Source organism: Candidatus Binatia bacterium (genome assembly GCA_036563615.1).
GTDB lineage: Bacteria > Desulfobacterota > Binatia > UBA12015 > UBA12015 > DATCMB01.
On sequence record DATCMB010000016.1, the window covers coordinates 170846 to 191631 of the forward strand.

Annotated in this window: 16 protein-coding genes; 7 read left to right on the forward strand and 9 right to left on the reverse strand. The window is 71.1% G+C overall.

What is annotated here, in order from left to right; genetic code table 11:
* The first annotated feature begins 19 nt into the window (after positions 1 to 19).
* Both VIS07_13515 and VIS07_13520 read left to right on the forward strand, forming a co-directional pair.
* Complete coding sequence (locus VIS07_13515) at positions 20 to 478, forward strand: MaoC family dehydratase (GenBank protein HEY8516524.1); 459 nt, start codon at positions 20 to 22, stop codon at positions 476 to 478.
* 79 nt (positions 479 to 557) lie between these two features.
* Positions 558 to 2108 (forward strand): SagB family peptide dehydrogenase, encoded by a 1551-nt coding sequence (locus VIS07_13520; protein HEY8516525.1) that lies wholly within the window; start codon positions 558 to 560, stop codon positions 2106 to 2108.
* Positions 2109 to 2146: 38 nt separating this feature from the next.
* Here the strand turns inward: VIS07_13520 and VIS07_13525 are convergent, their stop codons facing one another.
* Positions 2147 to 3127, reverse strand: coding sequence for an NAD(P)-dependent oxidoreductase (locus VIS07_13525; GenBank protein ID HEY8516526.1), 981 nt, complete (start codon positions 3125 to 3127; stop codon positions 2147 to 2149).
* A gap of 33 nt (positions 3128 to 3160) precedes the next feature.
* Between VIS07_13525 and VIS07_13530 the strand changes: the two genes are divergently transcribed.
* Positions 3161 to 4564, forward strand: a complete 1404-nt coding sequence (locus VIS07_13530; GenBank protein HEY8516527.1) for an MFS transporter — start codon at positions 3161 to 3163, stop codon at positions 4562 to 4564.
* Between the two features lie 59 nt (positions 4565 to 4623).
* On the opposite strand, the gene VIS07_13535 is transcribed toward VIS07_13530, so the two are convergent.
* Positions 4624 to 5556 carry a stomatin-like protein gene (locus VIS07_13535; GenBank protein HEY8516528.1) on the reverse strand — a complete coding sequence of 311 codons (933 nt, stop codon included), beginning with the start codon at positions 5554 to 5556 and terminating at the stop codon, positions 4624 to 4626.
* A gap of 37 nt (positions 5557 to 5593) precedes the next feature.
* Entirely contained in the window at positions 5594 to 6010 is a 417-nt protein-coding gene (locus VIS07_13540) for an NfeD family protein (GenBank protein HEY8516529.1), read from the reverse strand.
* Between the two features lie 166 nt (positions 6011 to 6176).
* Between VIS07_13540 and VIS07_13545 the strand changes: the two genes are divergently transcribed.
* On the forward strand, positions 6177 to 8672 hold the full coding sequence (locus VIS07_13545) for a mechanosensitive ion channel domain-containing protein (protein ID HEY8516530.1): 2496 nt from the start codon (positions 6177 to 6179) through the stop codon (positions 8670 to 8672).
* A 22-nt stretch (positions 8673 to 8694) separates the two neighbouring features.
* Here the strand turns inward: VIS07_13545 and VIS07_13550 are convergent, their stop codons facing one another.
* The gene (locus VIS07_13550; protein HEY8516531.1) at positions 8695 to 9876 is read right to left on the reverse strand and encodes an alpha/beta hydrolase; all 1182 of its coding nucleotides are present in this window, start codon (positions 9874 to 9876) and stop codon (positions 8695 to 8697) included.
* 155 nt (positions 9877 to 10031) lie between these two features.
* Here VIS07_13550 and VIS07_13555 point away from each other — a divergent pair, with 155 nt between their 5' ends.
* Positions 10032 to 10331 (forward strand): hypothetical protein, encoded by a 300-nt coding sequence (locus VIS07_13555; GenBank protein ID HEY8516532.1) that lies wholly within the window; start codon positions 10032 to 10034, stop codon positions 10329 to 10331.
* A gap of 80 nt (positions 10332 to 10411) precedes the next feature.
* Here VIS07_13555 and VIS07_13560 read toward each other — a convergent pair whose 3' ends face one another.
* Together VIS07_13560 and VIS07_13565 are read right to left on the reverse strand one after the other, a co-directional pair.
* Positions 10412 to 11917 (reverse strand): HTTM domain-containing protein, encoded by a 1506-nt coding sequence (locus VIS07_13560; protein ID HEY8516533.1) that lies wholly within the window; start codon positions 11915 to 11917, stop codon positions 10412 to 10414.
* An 88-nt stretch (positions 11918 to 12005) separates the two neighbouring features.
* A complete protein-coding gene (locus VIS07_13565) occupies positions 12006 to 12458 on the reverse strand; it encodes a hypothetical protein (protein HEY8516534.1) in 453 nt (150 codons plus the stop codon).
* Between the two features lie 94 nt (positions 12459 to 12552).
* Here VIS07_13565 and VIS07_13570 point away from each other — a divergent pair, with 94 nt between their 5' ends.
* A complete protein-coding gene (locus VIS07_13570; GenBank protein ID HEY8516535.1) occupies positions 12553 to 13434 on the forward strand; it encodes a 5'-3' exonuclease H3TH domain-containing protein in 882 nt (293 codons plus the stop codon).
* Positions 13435 to 13534: 100 nt separating this feature from the next.
* On the opposite strand, the gene VIS07_13575 is transcribed toward VIS07_13570, so the two are convergent.
* The 3 genes from VIS07_13575 to mfd all read right to left on the reverse strand — a co-directional run bounded on the left by VIS07_13575 (position 13535) and on the right by mfd (position 20230).
* On the reverse strand, positions 13535 to 14635 hold the full coding sequence (locus VIS07_13575; protein HEY8516536.1) for an aromatic ring-hydroxylating dioxygenase subunit alpha: 1101 nt from the start codon (positions 14633 to 14635) through the stop codon (positions 13535 to 13537).
* Between the two features lie 61 nt (positions 14636 to 14696).
* Positions 14697 to 16598 (reverse strand): potassium transporter Kup, encoded by a 1902-nt coding sequence (locus VIS07_13580; GenBank protein HEY8516537.1) that lies wholly within the window; start codon positions 16596 to 16598, stop codon positions 14697 to 14699.
* A gap of 41 nt (positions 16599 to 16639) precedes the next feature.
* Positions 16640 to 20230 (reverse strand): transcription-repair coupling factor, encoded by a 3591-nt coding sequence (gene mfd, locus VIS07_13585; GenBank protein ID HEY8516538.1) that lies wholly within the window; start codon positions 20228 to 20230, stop codon positions 16640 to 16642.
* A 152-nt stretch (positions 20231 to 20382) separates the two neighbouring features.
* On the opposite strand from mfd, the gene VIS07_13590 reads away from it, so the two are divergent.
* Complete coding sequence (locus VIS07_13590) at positions 20383 to 20748, forward strand: hypothetical protein (GenBank protein HEY8516539.1); 366 nt, start codon at positions 20383 to 20385, stop codon at positions 20746 to 20748.
* The last annotated feature ends 38 nt before the right edge of the window (positions 20749 to 20786 follow it).

Here is a 20786-nt window from a genome sequence, read left to right on the forward strand (position 1 = left end):
CTTGTGCTAGGCAGCGCGCATGGCGGGAAAGATGTTCGAGGATCTTCCGGTGGGCGCGACCTTCCGGCACGAGCCGAGCCGGACGGTGACCGAAACCGACAACCTGCTCATCACCACGCTGACCATGAACACGCAGCCGCTGCACCTCGACGCGGAGTACGCCAAGACGACCGAGTTCGGGCGCCCGCTGGTGAACAGCATGTTCACGCTCGCGCTGGTGGTGGGGCTGTCGGTCTCCGACACGACGCTCGGCACGACGGTCGGCAACCTCGGCTTCGAGAAGGTCGAGTTCCCGAAGCCGGTGTTCGTCGGCGACACGATCACGGTGACGACGACGGTGCTCGAAGCGCGGCGCTCGAAGTCGCGTCCGGAGGTCGGCATCGTGCTCTTCGAGCACGTCGGCACGAACCAGCGCGGCGAGATCGTGTGTCGTGCAAAGCGCTACGCGATGATGCGCGCGCGCACCGTGCCCGCCTGATCTGCGCGCGACCGAGTGTCGCGTTCATCTCGCGCGCGCGGCGCTGTTCTAGGCCCCGCAAGGGGTGTACGCGTGAGGCATGGGCAACCGCGATGTGGCACAGGCCTGGGCCTACCACGACGCGACCAAGCACTCCCTGTCGAGGATTCGGAGCGATCCGCACTTCCTCGACTGGGACATCATGCCCCGGCCGTTCAAGATCTACACGCAGCTCGAGCCGATCCCGCTCGAGCGTGACTCGATCCCTTCGTCGCGTGCCGCGCTCGACGTGCTCGCGGACGACTTCTCGGCGCAGTCGTCGAGTGGCAGCACCGCGATCGACCTGCGCACGCTCGGCCACCTGCTCTACTTCTGCGCCGGCGTGGTGCGGAAGCGCACCTACCAGATCGGGGAAGCGTACTTCCGCGCCGCCGCCTGCACCGGCAACCTGCACCACATCGACCTGTACGTGACGTGCGCGGACCTCGCCGACCTGCCGGCCGGCGTCTACCACTTCTCGCCGCACGACTTCGCGCTGCGCCGCCTGCGGGAGGGCGACCACCGCGCCGTGCTCGTCGAGGCGACTGCGGCGGAAGAGCACGTCGCCGCGGCGCCGGTGGTGATCGCGTTCGGCAGCACGTACTGGCGCAACGCCTGGAAGTACCGCGCGCGCGCGTACCGGCACGCCTTCTGGGATTCGGGCACGGTGCTCGCGAACCTGCTCGCGGTCGCGTCCGCGCGCGGGCTACCCGCGGAGATCGTGCTCGGCTTCGTCGACGAGCAGGTGAACGGTCTCCTCGGGCTCGACGTCGAGCACGAGGCGGCGCTCGGTCTGGTCGCGCTCGGACGCGGCGCACCGCCACCACGTCCGCTCCCCGCGCCGCCTCCGCCGCTCACGCACGAGACGCTGCCGCCGTCGGCGCGCGAGGTCGCGTATCCCGCGATTCCCGCCGCGCACCGCGCAGGCTTCCTCGAGAACGGCGACGAGGTGCGCGCGTGGCGCAGCCCGCTGCCGTCGTCGACGACGCCGCCCGCGGACGACGCGATCGCGCTGCCGCCCACGCCCGAGGACGCCGGGCGCGATCCGATCGAAACCGTCATCCTGCGTCGCGGCTCGACGCGCCACTTCTCGCAGGAGCCGATCGAGCTCGCGGCCCTCGCCGCGATCCTGCGCTCCGCGACGCGCGGCGTGCCGGCGGACTTCCTCGCGCCGCACGCGCAGCGCGCGAGCCTCTACCTGATCGTCAACGCGGTCGAGGGACTCGAGCCGGGAACGTACTTCTTCGACCGCGAGCGCGACGCGCTCGTGCTGCTGCGCGCAGGTCTGTTTCGCCGCGAGGCGGGCTACCTCGGCCTCGGCCAGCAGATCCCGGCCGACGCCGCGGTCGACATCTTCTGGCTCACCGACCTGCACGAGATGCTGCCGGCGCTCGGCAACCGCGGCTACCGCGCGGCCCAGCTCGAGGCGGCGATCGGCGGCGGCAAGACGTACCTCGCGGCCTACGCGCTCGGTCTCGGCGCGTCCGGGCTCACGTTCTTCGACGACGACGTGACCGACTTTTTCTCGCCGCACGCGCGCGACAAGAGCGTGATGTTCTTGATGGCGGTCGGCGTGCCGCAGCGGCCGCGACGCGCGCGCGAGCGTCGCTAGCTCGCTGGCAGCGCAGCGCGGCAGCGCGGCGCGAGCGCTCAGCTCGCGGGCGTGCGCGGCGGCGACAGGTGCAGCCGTACGCCCGCGAGCCGCTCGACCACCTCGACGATGTCGGTGAAGTCGCGCTCACCGAATCCGAGCGCCTTGGCGGCGACCAGCCCCTGCGCGACCTCGGCGGCGACCGGCGTCGGCACGCCGAGCTCGCGCGCGACGTCGAGCAGCAGCCCCGCGTCCTTCGCCGCGAGGTCGAGCGCGAACTCCGTCGGCCGTCCGCGCTGGTTGATGCCCTCGACCATGCGATCCAGGAAGAAGTTTCCGCCGCCCGCGGCGCGCACCATCTCGACCATCGTGCGCAGGTCGATGCCGCTCTTCGCGCACACGGCGAGCCCCTCGAGCGAGACCCACGTCGTCGCGAACGCGAACAGGCTGTTCACGAGCTTGCCGACGCTGCCCGCGCCGAGCGGTCCGAGGTGAAAGCTCGCGCGCCCGAGGCGCGCGAGCAGCGGCCGGCAGCGCGCGAAGACCGCCTCGTCGCCGCCGACGATGAAGGTCAGCATGCGCGCCTTCGCGCCGGGCGTGCCGCCGGTGAGCGGCGCCTCGAGCAGGTGACGTCCCGCCGCGCGCACGCGCTCGCCGACACGCCGCACGGTCTCCGGCGCGTTGGTCGAGAGATCGATCAGCACCGCGTCGTCGGTCGCCGCGGACAGCCACTCGTCCGCGACGCTCTCCATCACGCGCGGCGACGGCAGCGAGAGGAACGTGATCTCGCTGCGCACGGCGACGTCGGCGACCGAGCCGCAGGCGATCGCGCCGCGCTCGACCAGAGCACGGACGCGTGAGGCATCGACGTCGTACGCGCAGAGCTCGTGGCCGTCGGCGAGCAGGTTCGCCGCCACCGCGCCGCCGATGTTGCCGAGACCGACGAAGCCGAGACGCTTCTTGTCCACGCGGCCGCCGTCCTTTCGCGGCTTCGCTATCACGCGTCCATGCGCGTGAACAGGCGTTCGTGGATTCCGCATGACTCGTCGGGTGCGCCGTGCGAGAAGCGCACGATGCACGCGCACGTCGAGCGCGCGACGCCGCCGTCGAGCGGCGCGCGCGGCGTCTGGGACCGATCGCGGCGCGCGCTCACCATCGGGCTCGTCGCCGTCGTCGCGTTCACCGCCTTCGAGGCGCTCGCGGTCGCGACCGTGCTGCCGGTCACCGTCCGCGAGATCGGCGGCCTGCACCTCTACGGCTGGACGTTCAGCGCGTTCATGCTCGCGAACCTGGTCGGGATCGTCGCCGCCGGCGGCGCTTCGGACAGAAGCGGTCTCACGCCGCCGTTCATCGCCGGCACCGCGCTGTTCGTCGCCGGGCTCGTCGTCGCGGGGGTCGCGCCGAGCATGCCGGTGGTCGTCGCCGGACGCTTCGTGCAGGGGTTCGGCGCGGGCGCGATCGGCGCCGTGAGCTACGCCGCGATCGCCGCCGGCTACGACGACGCCGCGAAGCCGCGCATGCTGGCGCTGCTGTCGAGCGCCTGGGTCGTGCCCGGGCTCGTCGGTCCGGCGCTCGCCGGTCTGATCGCCGACCACGTCGGCTGGCGCTGGGTGTTCCTCGGTCTCGCGCCGCCGACGCTCGCCGCCGCGGCGGTCGCGATCCCCGCGCTGCGCAGGCTGTCGCGGGCGAGCGAGGCGGCGACGCGCGACGACCGTCTGCGCAGCGCGGTGCTGCTCGCGGCAGGCGCCGGCTGCACGCTGCTCGCGCTCGACGGCGTCGCGCAGCTCGCCTCGCCGCTGCTGTTCGTCGCCGGCGTCGCGATCGGCGTGCCGGCGCTGCGGCGTCTGCTGCCCGAGGGCACGCTGCGCGCGGCACCGGGTCAGCCGGCGGCGGTCGCGGTGATGGGGCTCATCGGCCTCGCCTTCTTCGGCGCCGAAGCGTTCGTGCCGCTGGCGCTGACCGACGTGCGCGGACAGCCCGCGTCGCTCGCCGGCCTCCCGCTGACGCTCGGCACGCTCACCTGGACGGCGGGCGCGTGGGTGCAGGCGCGCGAAGCGCCGCGACGCAGCCGGAGCGGGCTCGTCGCGGCGGGTGTCGCGCTGGTCGCGCTCGGGATCGCGGCCGCGGTGTCGGTGCTCTTGCCGGACGTGCCCTTCATGGTCGCGACGCTCGCCTGGGGCGTCGCGGCGCTCGGCATGGGCATGGCGTACTCGACGAGCGCGCTCGTCATCCTCGAGACCGCGCCACCCGATCGTCAGGGCGAGTCGTCGGCCGCGCTGCAGCTCTCGATCACGCTCGGCACCGCGCTCGGCACGGGCGCGGGAGGCGCCGTGCTCGCGCTGCTCACCGCGGCCGCGTGGCCGCTCGCGAGCGCGATCGCGGCCGTGTTCGCGACCACCGTCGCGGCGCTCGCCGTCGCGCTGGTCGTCGCCTTCCGCCTGCCCGGTCGTCCGCGCGCGCGAGCGCCGTATGCTTGACGACATTCCGCGCGCGGTCGGCGTGCGCGGCGACGCGACGCTCGCTGCGCGACGGCGTCCTACGCGCTCGGCTCGGCCTTCTGATGCTGCACGACGGTCATCGCGCTCGCCACCATCGACGCGATGTCGGTCAGATTTGCAGGCACGATGAGCGAGTTGCCCTTCTGCGCGAGCGCGCCGAACTGCTCGATGTAGCGCTCCGCGACGCGGAGCTGCACCGCCTCGAAGCCACCCGGCACGTTGATCGCCTCCGCGACCCTGCGGATGCCCTCCGCGGTCGCCGTCGCGATGGCGAGGATCGCCGCCGACTGGCCCTCCGCCTCGTTGATCTGCTGCTGACGCGCCGCCTCGGACTGCTTGATGACCTGCTGCTTCTCGCCCTCGGCCTGGTTGATCGCGGCGTCGCGCTGACCTTCCGACGTCAAGATCATCGCGCGCTTCTCGCGCTCGGCGCGCATCTGCTTCTCCATCGCGGCGAGCACGTCCTCGGGCGGCGTGATGTTCTTGATCTCGTAGCGCAGCACCTTGACGCCCCAGGGCTCGGACGCCTTGTCGAGCTCCTGCACCACCTGGACGTTGATGTGCGCGCGCTCCTCGAAGGTCTTGTCGAGGTCGATCTTGCCGATCTCGGAGCGCAGCGTCGTCTGCGCGAGCTGGCTGATCGCGAACAGCGGATCGGCGACGCCGTAGGACGCGCGCTCCGGATTCAGCACCTGCAGGTAGAGCACGCCGTCGACGCGCACCTGCACGTTGTCGCGCGTGATGCAGACCTGCTCGGGGATGTCGATCGCGGTTTCCTTCAGCGAGTGCCGGTAGCGGATCACGTCGATGAACGGCACCAGCATGTGAAAGCCCGCGCCGAGCGTGCTGTGGTACTTGCCGAGCCGCTCGACGACGTAGGCGCTCTGCTGCGGCACCACCACCGCCGTCTTGGCGATCACGATCGCGGTCAGGATCGTGAGCACCACCACCACCGTCAGGACACCCGTCATACCGCCTCCGATCGTCTCCACTTCGTGCGCCTCGCCGTCACTCGGGACGCACCCAGAGCGTCAAGCCGTCGACGTGCTCGACGCGCACGCGCGCGCCGCTCGCGAGCCGCTGCTGCTCGCGGCTGCGTACCTTCCACACCGAGCCGCGCAGCTCCGCGCGCCCGACGTCGCCAGGCTCGAGGTCCTCGAGCAGCGTCGCCCGCTCGCCGATCAGCCCTTCCGAGCCGACCGTGCTCGCCTTGCTGCGCTGGAAGCGCGCGAGCAGACGGCTGCGGAAGACGAGCAGCGTGGCCACCGACGTCACCGAGAACAGCAGCCACTGCGTCCAGGCTTCGGTCAGCAGCCCGATCCCGACCAGCGCGCCCACGACGATCGCGCCGATCCCGAAGAACAGGACGAAGAAGCTGCCCGGCTGCGCGATCTCGACCACCAGCAGCGCTGCCCCGAGCAGCATCCACGCCCACCACGGCATCGCGTGCGACTAGACCACGGCGCGCTGCAGCGTCAAACAGGTCGCGCGTCCTCGGCCCGCGCGCTCGGCCGACCCGACGCGCGCGCGCCTTGACGTTCGCCACCGTCGGCCGTGCGTGGCTCGCCGGGCTTGCTAGAGCTTCGAGGCCGTGAGGTCTGCGCGCCCGGCTTCCATCGCGCTCACGACATCGCTGGCCGTCGCGGCGCTGGTCGTCGCGCTCGGCGTGGCGACGGCGCCCGCCCAGGAGGCGTCCACGGCGAGCGCCGCCCCCGAGGCGACACCCGCCCCGCCGCGGGTGATCCCGGTCCCCGAGATCGCGACGCGCGCCGAAGAGACGACGGCGCGCCTGCGCACGCTCGAGGAAACGCTACGGAAGACCGAAGAGGTCAGCCGCATCGCCGACGCCCTCGGACCCTTCACCGAGCGGCTCAAGCAACGTCGGCGGACGCACGACCTCGCGCTCGACTCCGGGCCGACGCTGCGCGCCCTGAGCCAGATGACGGCGACCTGGCAGGGCGACCGCGCCCAGCTCGCGAGCTGGAACGAGGTGCTGGTCCGCTATGCGACCCAGAGCGAGAAGCAGATCGAAGAGCTCGACGGGCTCGTCGACCTCTGGAGCGCGTCGCTCGAGCAGGCACGCGAGTCGAACGCGCCGTCGCCGGTCATCGAGCGGGTGCAGGAGACGCTCGCCGCGATCCGCCGCGCGCGGCGTGAGGTCGAGAGCCATCGCGCGGAGATTCTGAGCCTGCAGGACCGCGTGGTGCGCGCGATCGCGAGCTGCGACGAAGCGATCTACGACATCACGACGTACCGCAAGGAGGAGGTCGGCCGGATCCTGGTGCGCAACGCCGAGCCGCTGCTCGGCGCGCTGCGGTCGTCGCCGCGCGAGCCGGGCGAGATGGCGGTCGCGATCCGCAACTCGCTGCGCGACGAGCTGGCGGCGCTACCGCCCTTCTTGCAGCAGGCCGGACCGTCGCTGCTCTTCCAGGGCGCCCTGCTCGTCGCGCTCGTCGTCGTGTTCCGACGCGCGCACGCGCGCACGCGCACGTGGCTCGAGCAGGACTCGGCGCTCGAGCGCGCGGCGCACATCTTCGCCTTCCCGTACTCCTCGGCGTTCCTGGTCACGGCGTCGACGTCGAACCTGCTCTACCCGTGGGCGCCGCACATGGTGAACCAGATCATCGGGGTGCTGACGCTGATCCCGCTCACCCGGATCGTGCGCGCGCTCATCGATCAGCGTCTCGTGCCCGCGGTGTGGGCGTTCGCGATCTTCTTCCTGCTCGATCGCGTGCGCGACCTGGTCGCGTCGGTGCCGCCGATCGAGCACGCGATCCTGCTCGCCGAGCTGGCTGCGGGCATCGCGGTCGTCGGCTGGATGATCCGCAGCCACCGCTTCGACGACGTCGACGACGATCACGCGCCGTCGACGTTGCAGCGCATGCTGCGCTACGCGGCGTGGCTCGTCGTGCTGCTGCTCGCGGTCGCGCTCGCGAGCGGGCTGCTCGGCTACATGCGGCTCGCGCACGTGCTGGGCGCCGGCGTCCTGACGTCGGTCTACCTGGCGGCCGCGCTGTTCGCGTGCGCGCGCGCGCTCGATGGGCTGGTCGCGTACGCGCTGCGCGCCTGGCCGCTCCGGATGCTGCGCATGGTGCGCCGTCATCGGCCGATGCTGCAGGCGCGCGCCTGGCGGCTGCTGATCGGGCTCGCAGTGGTGACCTGGGCGGTGGCCGTCGCGCACCTGTTCGAGCTCGTCGAGCCGGTGGTGACGTGGGTGCTCGCGATCCTGCGCGCGCAGCTGCCGCTCGGTGAGCTGACGGTGTCGATCGGCGACGTCCTCGCCTTCCTGCTCATGGTGTGGCTGTCGCTGGTGCTGTCGCGGCTGCTGCGCTTCATCCTCGAGGAGGACGTCTACCCGCAGATCGCGCTGCCGCGCGGCGTGCCGTACGCGATCTCGAGCCTCGTCCACTACGTCGTCCTGATCGGCGGCTCGCTGCTCGCGCTCGCCGCGATGGGCCTCGATCTGAACCGCTTCACGATCCTCGCCGGTGCGCTCGGCGTCGGCGTCGGCTTCGGGCTGCAGAACGTGGTGAACAACTTCGTCTCCGGCCTGATCCTGCTCTTCGAGAGGCCGATCCAGGTCGGCGACACGGTGTCGATCAACAACCTCGTCGGCGAGGTGCGCCGCATCGGCATCCGCTCGAGCACGGTCCGCACGACCGACGGCGCCGAGGTCATCGTCCCGAACGCCAACCTGATCGCACAGCCCGTCACCAACTGGACGCTCACCGACAAGCTGCACCGCATCGACGTTCCGGTGCGCGTCGCTCTCGGCTACGATCCCGACGACGTGATCGCGCTGCTGCGCGGCGTCGTCGCGGAGACGCCGCGGATCGCCGTGCTGCCCGCGCCGGAGGTGCTGTTCGGCGGCTTCGGCGACAGCTCGCTCGACTTCACCGTGCATGCGTGGACCGAGCAGCCCGAAAAGGTCGACGCGATCCGCAGCGAGCTCGCGCTGCGCGTCTACCGCGCGCTGCACGACGCGGGTCTGCTGCCGCCGCACCGCGACGTGCCGGTGCCGCAGGAGGACGCGGAGGAGGACGCGTCGCACGGCGACGGACCGGGCGACGGCGACGTCACGCGCTGAGCGCGACGCGCGCGAACGCGCGTCAGGGGAAGCGCGCCCGCAGCCAGTCGGCGACGATCTCCATCGCCTCCTTGCGGTGTCCCTCGAGGTAGTGCGGCGCGCCCTTCAGCTCGTGGTAGGTGACGTCGTCGCTGCCCGCCCGGTCGCGGATCTCGCGTGCTTGACGCAAGCGGATCTCGGTGTCGGCGGTCGGGTGCAGGATCAAGGTCGGGACGCGCACCTTGGGCATCGTGTCGGCGAGGCGCGCGCGTGACGACAGCGCCGACCAGGTCGAGAGCCAGCCGCGCGGGGTCATGACGCGCCCGAGGCCGCCGCGGCCGTAGTTGGCGTCGAACGGATCGGGGAACGCGAACAGCGAGCCGAGCGGCCGATCGTCGGGATCGATCGTCGGGTCGAGGTACGCCGGGTCGGCGAGCGTGCGGTAGATCGTCAAGTATGGGGTGTGCACCGCGCGACGGCGCGCGCGCCGCCACGCGTCGCTGCCCTTCTCGAGCGACTTCGCCTCCTGGCGCGCCTTCTCGGACTCGGCGATCGCCTCGCGTGCGATCGCGTCGATGCGCGCGATGCGCGCGAGCTGCGCCGCGCGGTAGCGCTCGAGCCAGGCGGGGTCGTAGCGCGACGGCTCGGGCCACGGACGCCAGCCGTTGTCCGGGTTGTACATGTCGAGCTCGGGGACCACGGACAGCGGGTCGTTCTCGTCGGCCACCGACGGGTCGATCACCTGGCCCATGAAGACGCCCTCGCCCGGGTGCGCGGCGACCCCGATCCAGCCGTCGCCACAGCCGGTCTCGGCCTGCGTGAGCGCCATGAGCGAGCCGCCGCCGCTGTTGCCGAACAGCACCACCGCCTCCGCGCCGCGCGTGCGCATGTAGGCGACCGCCGCAGCGACGTCGGTGACGCAGTTCTCGTGCAGGCAGTCGGTGTCGTTGTTGAGGTAGCGCGTGCCGAAGCCGAGCACGCCGTAGCCCGCCGCGGCGAGCAGCGGACACGCGTAGTGGACCGAGAAGTCGCCGCGCGGATGCGTCAGCACGACCGCGGTGCGCCATCGCGTCCCCGCTCGCGGCGTCCACAGAATCCCGCGCACCAGCGCCCCGTCGTGCGTGACGATGCGGATCGGCTCGCGCCCCACCGCCACCTTGGGCGCGTCCTCGGGCAGCGGCCAGTAGCTCATGCCGAACGGGCGCGGCGTCGACAGCAGATCCATCTTCACGATCCTCCTGCTCGCTCCCTTACGAGCGCCGGGGTCGCGGACGCAATCGCGAAGCAAATGCGAACTCCGTTGACTCGACGTCAGGATCCGGTGTATCCGCCGCACGCAGGACACCTCGGAACATCGAGGGAACATCAGGAGGCGGGACGATGGAGAAGAGGAGAAGCGTCATTTCGCCATGGCGCGCGGTGTTCTGGGTAGTCCCTGTTCTCGTCCTGACGCTCACGCTCGGCATCAACGCCTGCGGGAGCGATGACGACGACGACTGCTCGGACTCGATCGAGTTCGCGACCGAAGCGCAGTGCATCGCGTATGCCGCGACGTACCTCTGTGACGACTACACGTACGACGACGGCGTCTGCTCGGTGTTCGGTTGCGAGATCTGCGACATCTTCGACGACGACGACGACAACGACGACGACATCGACGACGTCGACGACGTCTTCTGAGGGAAGCGTCGGACGACGTCGAAGCAGCAGGGGCCGGACGGGACGACCGTCCGGCCCCTTTTCGTTTCAGCGCTTTCGGCTCACCGCCGCCGCCGACGCGGACCGGCCGCGTACTCCTCGTCGGAGAGCGTGCCCGGCTCGAGCGACTCGTCGAGCTGCACGAGCCACGGCGCGTGCGCGAGGAGCAGCTTCGGCTCCTTCGCCAGATCGACGTTCGGATCGATCGCGTGCTGGTACGGGCGTCGGTTGAGCGACATCCGCGAGTCGACCTTGATGATCGGGTTGCGGATGCCCTGACGCTCGAGCTTGTCGCGCAGGTAGTGCACGTACTGGAAGATCATGTCCGGGCGCGCCGCCATCTTGGTCATCTGGCGCGGCGTCAGATCCTCGCCGAGGTCCGCCTTCCAGGTGCGTCCGGTGCTCGGGTCGGTGACCAGCACCTTCAGCTTGCCGCGCTTGCTGCGCAGCTTCATGTGCCAGGAGAAGCGGTGCCCCTCCTCGGTCCAGCTCACGTTGCCCGGATAGAGGAAGTGGCGCAGCGGCAGCAGCGTCTGCACCGTCAAGTATAGTCCGAGGAAGCCGAGCACGAGCGCGCGGTGGCGCGAGCGGGTGTCGCTCGGCTCGGGCACCAGCGCCGGCGCGGGCTGGCCGAAGAGGCGACGCGGCACGTCTGGCTCGTCGAACAGGATCGTCGCGCAGATCATCAGGAACGTGAACACGCCGATGTCGAAGAGCCAGTGGTTCGTCATGTTGAAGACGAGGATCAGGAGAAACGCGATCGGCAGCGTGCGGCGCGACAGCAGGAGGAAGCCGATCGAGAGGTCGAAGATCGCGCCGCCCCAGCTGAAGAAGTAGGCCGCCGCCTCGGTCGTGAAGAACGGCCCGAGCACCGGGTAGTGCGCGCGCTCGCGCAGCCAGGAGCGCATCGGCTCGCCGCCGAGCCAGTCGCTGTTCAGCTTCGCGACGCCGGCGAAGAAGTACACCAGGAAGACCTGTGCGCGCAGCAAGAACAGATTCCAGAACGGAACCACCGAGGGCGCGCCGCTCCGCCAGCGGTCGATCGACGCCCAGCGGTTCGCGCGCACCACCGTCATCAGCAGGCACAGCAGGCTGATCAGGTAGTAGTGGTTGTTGTACTGCGCCTTGTCGAGCAGGAAGACGTAGGTGTAGCCGAGGCCGAACAGCGCGGTCGCGAGCCGCGTGTGGAAGCCGAGCACGATGCCCAGCGCGCACACGCCCATCACCGCGAAGTGGACGTACATCCCGGCGCCGGGCCACGGCTTGACGAAGGGCGCGAGCTCGTAGGTGAAGAGAAACTTCGGCTCGATGTAGTAGCGCCAGATGCGGCCCTCGACGAAGTAGCGGCCGACCTCGGCGAACATCACGACGCCGAAGAGGATGCGGAAGGCGCCGAGCGAGGACGCATCGACCGGCGAGAACAGCTTGTCGACGACGCGCGCGACGAGCCCCGCCTCGCGCGCGCTGCGCGACGTGCCGGCGAGGCCCGCCGGCGCAGCGGCCCCGGGCGCAGCGGCATCGGCCGTACCCGCGGTCGTCGCCAGCGCTCCCGCGCGGACCTCGTCCATGCGCATCACTCCCTCGTCCGATCGACGGCGGGACGGTAGACGAGGTCGCGTCCGGCGACAAGCAGCGTCGCCGGACGTCGTCTCTGCGCTAGTCGTTCGCCGGCGGCGGATCGATCGCGTCCTGGATCTTCTTCCCGGCGCGCTCGAGCCCCTTGCCGACCGACTCGCCGAGCTGCTTCGCCGCCGACTTCGCCGCCTCCGCCGCGTGCTCGACGCGCGCCGCGTAGTAGTCCTTGCGTAGCGCGTCGCGGCGCTCCTCGAGCGCGTTCGCACGCGCGAGCAGCTCGGTGCGCGCCTCGCCCTGCTCCTGCTCGGCCTCGGCCCGCAGCCGCGAGATGTCGGCCTGCAGCTGCGCGAACGACGCATCGATGCGCGCCGCGAGCGCGTCCGACGGCTCGCGACGGTACTGCGCGATCTCGGCCTCGATCTTCGCGACGCTGTCGACGTCGCGCGAGCAGGCGGCGAGCGTTCCAGCGAGACCGAAGAGGAGGAGCGCGAGCGCCAGGAGCGAAGCGCGCGGAGCGAGGATGTGGCTTTTCATCGCACCGACTTTACACCGCACCGCCGCGCTCGAACAGCGACCTGCGAGCGTCGAGAGCGCAGCATCCGGCGCCAGGCTGCGCTATGGACGCCCCATGCGCGTCCACCTCGTCGACGGAACCTACGAGCTTTTCCGCCACTTCTACGCCGTACCCGCGCACGCCGGCGCGGACGGCATGGACGTCGGCGCGCTGCGCGGCGTGCTGGGATCCGTGCTCAACCTGATCGAGTCGGGCGCGACCCACGTGGGCGTCGCGACCGACCACGTCATCGAGTCGTTCCGCAACGAGCTGTGGCCGGGCTACAAGACCGGCGAGGGCATCGACCCGGCGCTGCGCGCGCAGTTCGAGCCGCTCGAGGAGGCGCTGGTCGCGATGGGCGTCGCGGTGTGGCCGATGATCGAGCTCGAGGCGGACGACGCGCTGGCCTCGGCGGCGGCCGTCGCCGACGCCGACCCGCGCGTCGAGCAGGTGCTGATCTGCACGCCGGACAAGGACCTCGCGCAGTGCGTGCGCGATGCGCGCGTCGTGCAGGTCGACCGGCGCCGCAACCTGGTGCGCGACGAGGCCGGCGTGATCGACAAGTACGGCGTGCCGCCGGCGTCGATCCCGGATCTGCTCGCGCTGGTCGGCGACACGGCCGACGGCTTCCCGGGCATCCCCGGCTGGGGCGCGCGCTCCGCGGCGGCGATCCTGACCCGCTACGGCCACATCGAGGACATCCCGGACGACCCGAAGACGTGGGACGTGAGCCTGCGCGGCGCGGATCGCCTGGCGGCGAACCTCGCCGCCAATCGTCAGGCGGCGATGCTGTTCAAGGACCTTGCGACGCTGCGCACGAGCGCGGACGTCGGCACCGTCGACGACTGGCGCTGGCGCGGTCCGACGGAAGCGTTCCCCGCGATGTGCGCGCGGCTCAAGAGCGACATGGTCGCGCGGCGCGCGGAGAACATCGCGGCGCGGCTCGGAGTTGCTTGACGCGGCGCCGCGCCGCTCGCCTCGCACGTCGCGGCCGCCTCACGCCCCGCCGCTCGCCTCACGACCTCGCGGCCACGCACCTCACGCGCCGACGCCCGCGTCACACCGCGAGCCGCAGCTCGCGCAGCGTCGTCGTCTCCTCGCTCGCCGGCAGCGCGTCCGCCTCGGCCTGCTTCAGGAGGCGCCAGATGTGCGGACCCAGCACGTCGATCTCGGTCGACATGTACTGCTCGCCGCCGAAGCGACGGATGGTGCTCGCCTGCACGCGCAGGATGCTCGCGTCCTGACGCAGGATGCGCATCGCGACCGGCGTCAAGAGCGGACGCACGAAGCTGCCGGGCACGCGCAAGCGGAAGCTCACCACCGCGAACATGTGGGTCGTGAAGTCGCTGACCGGCGTGCACAGCGAGGTCACGAGCAGGTGGTTCTCGGTGCCGAGCTTGTACTCGACCTGCGCGATCGACGGCAGCAGAAAGCGGTCCCAGTGCTCGACGATGCCGCCGCTCGGCGACAAGAGACGACCGGCGAGACCCGGCGGCCGCGGCTCGCCGATGTACTCCGCCTCGACGCCGCGCGGGATCGCGCGCACGACGACCTTGATCTCGTGGCGTTCGCCGTTGCCGCGGAAGAGTCCGCGGTGCAGGAACGCGGTGTGCGGCACGTCGAGCGCGTTCTCGACCGCGGCGTGCAGCGTGCTCTCCATCTCGAGCTCGCGCACGACCGTCGTGTAGCCGGCGTCGGCGGCGTGCGGCAGCGGCGGCGGCTCGGTGCGCGGCTCCTCGTCGGCGCTCGGGTAGACCCAGACGAAGCCGTCGCGCTCGCGCACGGCGAACGCCGGCGTGCGCCGCCCGGGGACGTCGTCGCAGTCGCCGCTGCCCTCGCTGCACAGGCCGGGCACCAGCCGGCAGCGTCCGGTGCCGTCGAACTGCCAGCCGTGGTACGGGCACTCGAGGCGCCCGTTGCCGAGCACGCGACCGAGCGACAGCGGCACGTTACGGTGCGGACAGCGGTCGAGCAGCGCCGCCGGACGCCCGTCCGACGTGCGGAACAGCACCATCGGCACGCCGAGCACCGTGCGGGCGATCGGCTTCGTGCCGAGCTGCTTCGAGCGGCACGCGACGTACCACCAGCGCGAGAGCCGTGCGACGGACAGGTGGCCTTTGCTCTGCGGCGCGGTGAGCACGGGTTCGAGTGCGGCCATGCGAGCCCTCCTCGAGACCTCCTAATGGTGCGCCGCCCGGCGCGCCATCTCGCCCGCGACGTCAGATCTCGAACTGCGCGCCGAGCTCGATCACCCGATTCGGCGGGATGCCAAAGTACTGCACGGCCGACGGTGCGTTGCGCGCGAGGAACGAGAACAGCTTCTTGCGCCACGTCATCATCCCCGAGCGGCCGGTCGCGAGCAGCGTCTCGCGGCCGAGGAAGAAGGTCGTCGACGGCACCTCGATGACCAGCCCCTGCGACGCCGCGCTGCGCAGCACGACGTCGATCGACGGCTTCTCCATGAAGCCGAAGCGCGCGATCAGGCGATAGAAGCCGTGCTCGAGCGGCACGATCTCGATGCGCTCGCTCGCCGGCACCTCGGGACGCCGCTCGGTGATCATCGACAGCAGGATGACGCGCTGGTGCAGCATCTTGTTGTGCTTGAAGTGATGCAGCAGCACGTTCGGCACGCCGCTCATGTCCGACGTCATGAAGACCGCCGTGCCGGGGACGCGCGGCGGCTGCTGGGTCTCGAGGTCGGCGAGGAAGAGGTCGATCGGCAAGCTGCCGAGGCGCAGCAGACGGCTCAGCTCGGCGCGCCCGCGCTTCCAGGTCGTCATGATGGTGAACACGACGAGCCCGACCAGGATCGGGAACCAGCCGCCGTGCGCGAACTTGACGAGGTTCGCGCCGAAGAACGCGACGTCGAAGGTCAGGAAGAGCGCGACCACGCTTCCCGCGCGCAGCCGTGACCACTGCCAGCGCTCGCGCGCGACCGCGTAGAACAGAAACGACGTGATCAGCATCGTGCCGGTGACCGCCACGCCGTAGGCGCCGGCGAGCGAGCTCGAGTCGCCGAAGCCGATCACCAGCAGGATGCAGAGGATCGCGAGCACCGTGTTGACCTGCGGGATGTAGATCTGCCCGTGCGCGGCGCCCGAGGTGTGGACGATGGTGAAGCGCGGCACGAAGCCGAGCTGCACCGCCTGCTGCGTGAGCGAGAAGGCGCCCGAGATCATCGCCTGCGACGCGATCACCGCGGCCGTCGTCGCGAGCGCGACCAGCGGATAGAGCGCCCACGGCGGCGCCGCCTCGTAGAACGGGTTGCGCACCTCGCCGCCGCGCTCGAGCAGCAGCACGCCCTGCCCGAAGTAGTTGAGCAGCAGCCCGGGCAGGACCACCGCATACCAAGCGAGCCGGATCGGCTTGCGCCCGAAGTGCCCCATGTCGGCGTACAGCGCCTCGCCGCCGGTGATCACCAGGACGACCGAGCCGAGGACGAGAAAGGCGGTGACGCCCTGATGCGCGAAGAACTCGACCGCGTACCAGGGATTGATCGCCGCCAGCACGGAGACGTGGTCGGGGTTCTGCACGATGATGCGGTAGAGCCCCGTCGCCGCGAGCACCGCGAACCACAGCAGCATGACCGGCCCGAACACGGCGCCGATGCCCGCGGTGCCGCGACGCTGCACCGCGAACACGCCGATCAGGATGACGATCGTGATCGGGAAGACGAAGTGGTCGAGCGCATGCGTCGCGACGCCGAGGCCCTCGACCGCGGACAGCACCGAGATCGCCGGCGTGATCATGCCGTCCGCGTAGAGCAGTGCTGCGCCGAACAGACCGAGCAGCAGCAAGGCGTACTGACCCGCAGGCGACGTGCGGTCGGCGGCGCCGGCGCGCGACAGCGCGAGCAGCGCCAGCGTGCCGCCCTCGCCCTGGTTGTCGGCGCGCATGACGAACGTCAGGTACTTGACGGAGATGACCATCACGAGGGACCAGAAGATCAGCGACAGCACGCCGAGCACGTTGGCGTGCGTGACCCCGACCCCGTGCGGTCCGACGAAGCACTCGCGCAGCGCGTAGAGCGGCGACGTGCCGATGTCGCCGTAGACGACGCCGAGCGCGCCGAGCGCGAGCGCGCGCAGCGAGCCCTGGACGTGGGAGTCCGAGTCCGGCAAAGGCTCGGCAGGCGCGGACGGAGACGGCTTGGCGAGCGTGCTCAAGAGACGGCCCCGGGCGCTCTCGACGCGGACGCGCGCTCATGGGCACGCTCCGCCTGCGCCTCGAGGAGCGCCAGCACGTCGCACACCGACGCGAGCGTCCGCTCCTCGGAGCCGGTCTCGACCGGCACCGTGAGCGTGCCGTCGGGCGTCAGCGCGTACTGCCGCCCCTGCGACTGCACGAGCTCGACCAGCGCCTCGCCGGCGAGCGGCGAGCTCGTGTGGATGCGCAGCGCGAGCCGCGGCCCGCGGATCCGCGCTTCGGTGATGCGGAGCGCCGCGAGCCGCCGGCGCACGTCCATCACGTCGATCAGCGTGTGTACGATACGTGGCACCGGTCCGTAGCGGTCGCTCAGCTCGTCGAGGATCGGCTCGCGGTCCTCGGGGCGCTTCAGCGCCGCGAGACGCTTGTACCACGTCAAGCGCTGATTGACGTCGTCGATGTAGGAATCCGGGATGTAGGCCGGGATGCCGAGGTGCAGCTCGGGCTCGATCTCCTCGCTCGGCGGCTCGCCGCGCAGCTCCTGCACGGCCTGCTCCATCATCTGCGTGTAGAGCTCGAAGCCGACCGCGGTGATGTGGCCGGACTGCTGCTTGCCGAGCAGGTTGCCCGCGCCGCGGATCTCGAGGTCGTGCGCCGCGATCTTGAAGCCGCCGCCGAGGTCGTCGAGCTCCTGCAGCACCTGCAGACGCAGCCGCGCCTCCTGGGTCAGCAGACGCTCGCCCGGGATCAGCAGATACGCGTAGGCGCGCGCCGGCGAGCGTCCGACGCGTCCGCGGAGCTGGTAGAGCTGCGCGAGCCCGAAGGTGTCGGCGCGGTTGATGAAGATCGTGTTCGCGTTCGGGATGTCGAGACCGGACTCGATGATCGCCGTCGACAGCAGCACGTCGAAGCGGCCCTCCATGAAGTCGAGCATCACCTTCTCGAGCTGGTGCGCCTTCATCTGGCCGTGCCCGATGCCGATCCGCGCCTCGGGCACGAGCGCGCGCAGCTTCTCGCCCATGCGCTCGATCGACTCGACGCGGTTGTGCACGAAGAAGATCTGCCCGCCGCGGCGCAGCTCGCGCAGCATCGCCTCGCGGATCACCGTGTCGTCGAACTTCGTGACGTACGTGCGGATTGCTTGACGGTCGAGCGGCGGCGTCTCGATCACCGACAGATCGCGGATGCCGGTCAGCGACAGCTCGAGCGTGCGCGGAATCGGCGTCGCGGTGAGCGTCAGGACGTCGACGAGCTTGCGCATCTGCTTGATGCGCTCCTTGTCCTTGACGCCGAAGCGGTGCTCCTCGTCGATCACCAGCAGCCCGAGCTTCGCGAACTCGACGTCGCTCTGCAGCAGCCGGTGCGTGCCGATGACGATGTCGGTCCGGCCCGACTTGAGGCGCTCGATCACCTCCTGGTTCTGGCGCTTGGTCTGGAAGCTCGACAGCGTGTCGATCCGCACCGGGTAGCCTTCGAAGCGCTTGCGGAAGGTCTCGGTGTGCTGCTGCGCGAGCACGGTCGTCGGCACCAGCACCGCGACCTGCTGCCCTTCCATCACGCAGATGAAGGCCGCGCGCATCGCGACCTCGGTCTTGCCGTAGCCGACGTCGCCGCACACCAGGCGGTCCATGGGCTTCGGCTTGGCGAGGTCCGCGAGCACGTCGTCGATCGCCTTCTTCTGGTCCGGCGTCTCGTCGAACGGGAAGCGCGCCTCGAACTCCTGGTAATACGGATCGTCGGTCGAGAACGCGTGGCTCTGGTGGCGCGCGCGGGTCGCGTAGAGCGACAGCAGCTCGTGCGCCATCGCCATGATCGACTCTTTCGTCTTCTTCTTGACGCGCTCCCAGGAGTTGCTGCCGAGCTTGTCGAGCACCGGCTGCGCGCCGTCGCCGCCGACGTACTTCTGCACCAGGTTGACGCGGTCGACCGGCAGGTAGAGGCGGTCGCCGCCCTGGTACTCGAGGTGCAGGAAGTCGCCCTCGATGCCGCCGACCGTCATGTGCTTGAGGCCGTGGTAGATGCCGATGCCGTGGTCGAGGTGGACGATGTAGTCCTGCGGCTTGAGCTGCTCGAGCGAGCGCATCACCTGGTCGAGCGTCAGCGCGACCGACTTGCGCCGCCGCGTGTGCCGGTGCTCGCCGAAGAGGTTGGTCTCGGCGATGCAGACGACGTCGTCGTCGGGCAGCTCGATCGACTCCGAGAGCTCGCCCTGCAGGATGAACGCTCCCGGCGCGTCGCTCCGTTCGAGCACCTCGGGTAGGGTCTCGCCGAGCGCCGGCACGATCAGCTTCTGCCCCTCGAGGATGTGCTTCAGACGCTCGGCCTGCGCCGCGTTGCCGACCACGAGCGCGACCCGCGTGCCCCGGCGCGTCCACTCGCGGATGCGCTGCGCGAGATCGGCGAAGCCCTTCTCCTCGCGCAAGAGACGCGTCGCACGCAGCTCGAACGGCAGACGCGTCGTCACGCGCTCGGCGCGCCCGCCCGGGATCTCGCTGTCGAGCGTCGTCAGCTCCTCGAGGTTGACGCGCGGCCAGGCGCGGATCTCGCGCTGCAGGACGTCCGGACGCACGTAGAGCATCTCCGCAGGCGGGTGGAAGCGGCGCTCTTCCTCCGCCATCGCGGCGTGCTCGACGATGTTCTGCCACGCCTCCTCGGCCGCGCGCTCGATCGCCGCGTCGTCGTCGAGCACGATGACCGCGTCCTTCGGCAGGTAGGTCGTCAGCGGCACCAGCTCGACAAGGTAGGGCGCCATGAACTCGAGCCCGGGCAGCGGCACACCCTCGGCGACCGCCTGCAGGAGCTGCTGACGCTCCTCGCGCAGCATCTCGAGCTCGCGCGCGCGGTCCTCGATGCGTCGCCGCGCGTCCGGATCGCTCGCGGCGTGCGCCGGGAACTCCGCGGCGGGCAGGATCAGCGCGTCCTCCTGCGCTTCCAGCCGACGCTGCGAGCGCGGATCGAAGGTGCGGATCGACTCGACGACGTCGCCGACGAGCTCGATGCGCACCGGGTCGGCGAGCCCGGTGACGAAGACGTCGATCAGCCCGCCGCGCACCGCGAACTCGCCGCGATCCTCGACCAGCGGACGGCGGCGGTAGCCCCAGTCCGCGAGCCGCGCCGCGAGCTCGGTGAGGTCGAGCGTGTCGCCCTGGACGACGTAGGAGCTCGCCTGGTCGAGCACCGCGGGCGCCATCACGCGCTGCAGGACCGCCTCGGGCGTCGTGACGATGATCGGGTTGCGCGTCTGGCGGAGGTGGTGCAGGCCCTCGATCCGCTGCGCGACGGTCTCAGGGCTCGGCGAGATCGGCGCGAACGGCGAGACGTCCCACGCCGGCAGCACGTGGACGCGCTTGCGCAGCGCCGACTGCGCGGGCTCCTCGCCGAGGAAGAGGTGCAGGTCCGAGGCGAGGGTCTCGGCGGCGCGCGCGTCGGCCGCGACCACGACGATCGGACGCGGCAGCGCGCGGTGCAGCCCCGCGACGAACGCGGCGCGCGACGAGCCGCGCAGCCCCTGGACGCGCGCCTCGCGCTCCGTCCCGAGCCGCTTCTGGACGAGGCTCAGCGCTGCGGCGAGGCTGCGCCGGCTCGGGGTTTGCTCGGCTTGCGACATTTGCGACTGGACGCCGCCCGGGCCGGGGCCGCGAAGCGGCGTGGGCGGCTATGGATAGCATCGCGAGTCGGCCCTCGCTTTTCCAGAGGCCGCCGTCCGATCGCGAAGCGTGCGGCCTGGCCTCGCGGCCTCGGCATTGGTAGCGCGTCGCCATGAGCCGAGCCGAGGAGCCGCGCGACCTGCTCGCCGAGCGCATCCGCCGCCTCGAGCGCCGCATCGAGGAGCTGGCCGCCGATCTGACGTCGACCGCGACGCAGATCAGCCGGACCTCGGCGAACGTCGACAGCCTGGTCGACCTCGTCGGGCGCCTCGGGCGCGTGGTCGACGTTCAGGGCACGGTGCTCTCGGGCGAGGAGAGCGAGCTCGAGCGCAAGGTCGACGCGGTGCAGGAGTCGGTGCGCGAGCTCGCGAGCGGGCTCGCCGAGGTGGTCGAGCGCCTCGAGCGCATCGGCGGGGCGCTGACGACGGCGCTCGATCCCCGGCGCAGCGAGCCCGGCGAATCCGGGCCGTCGCGCTAGCGCGACGCCGACGCCGTCCGCGCGCCGCGCGTCCCCTG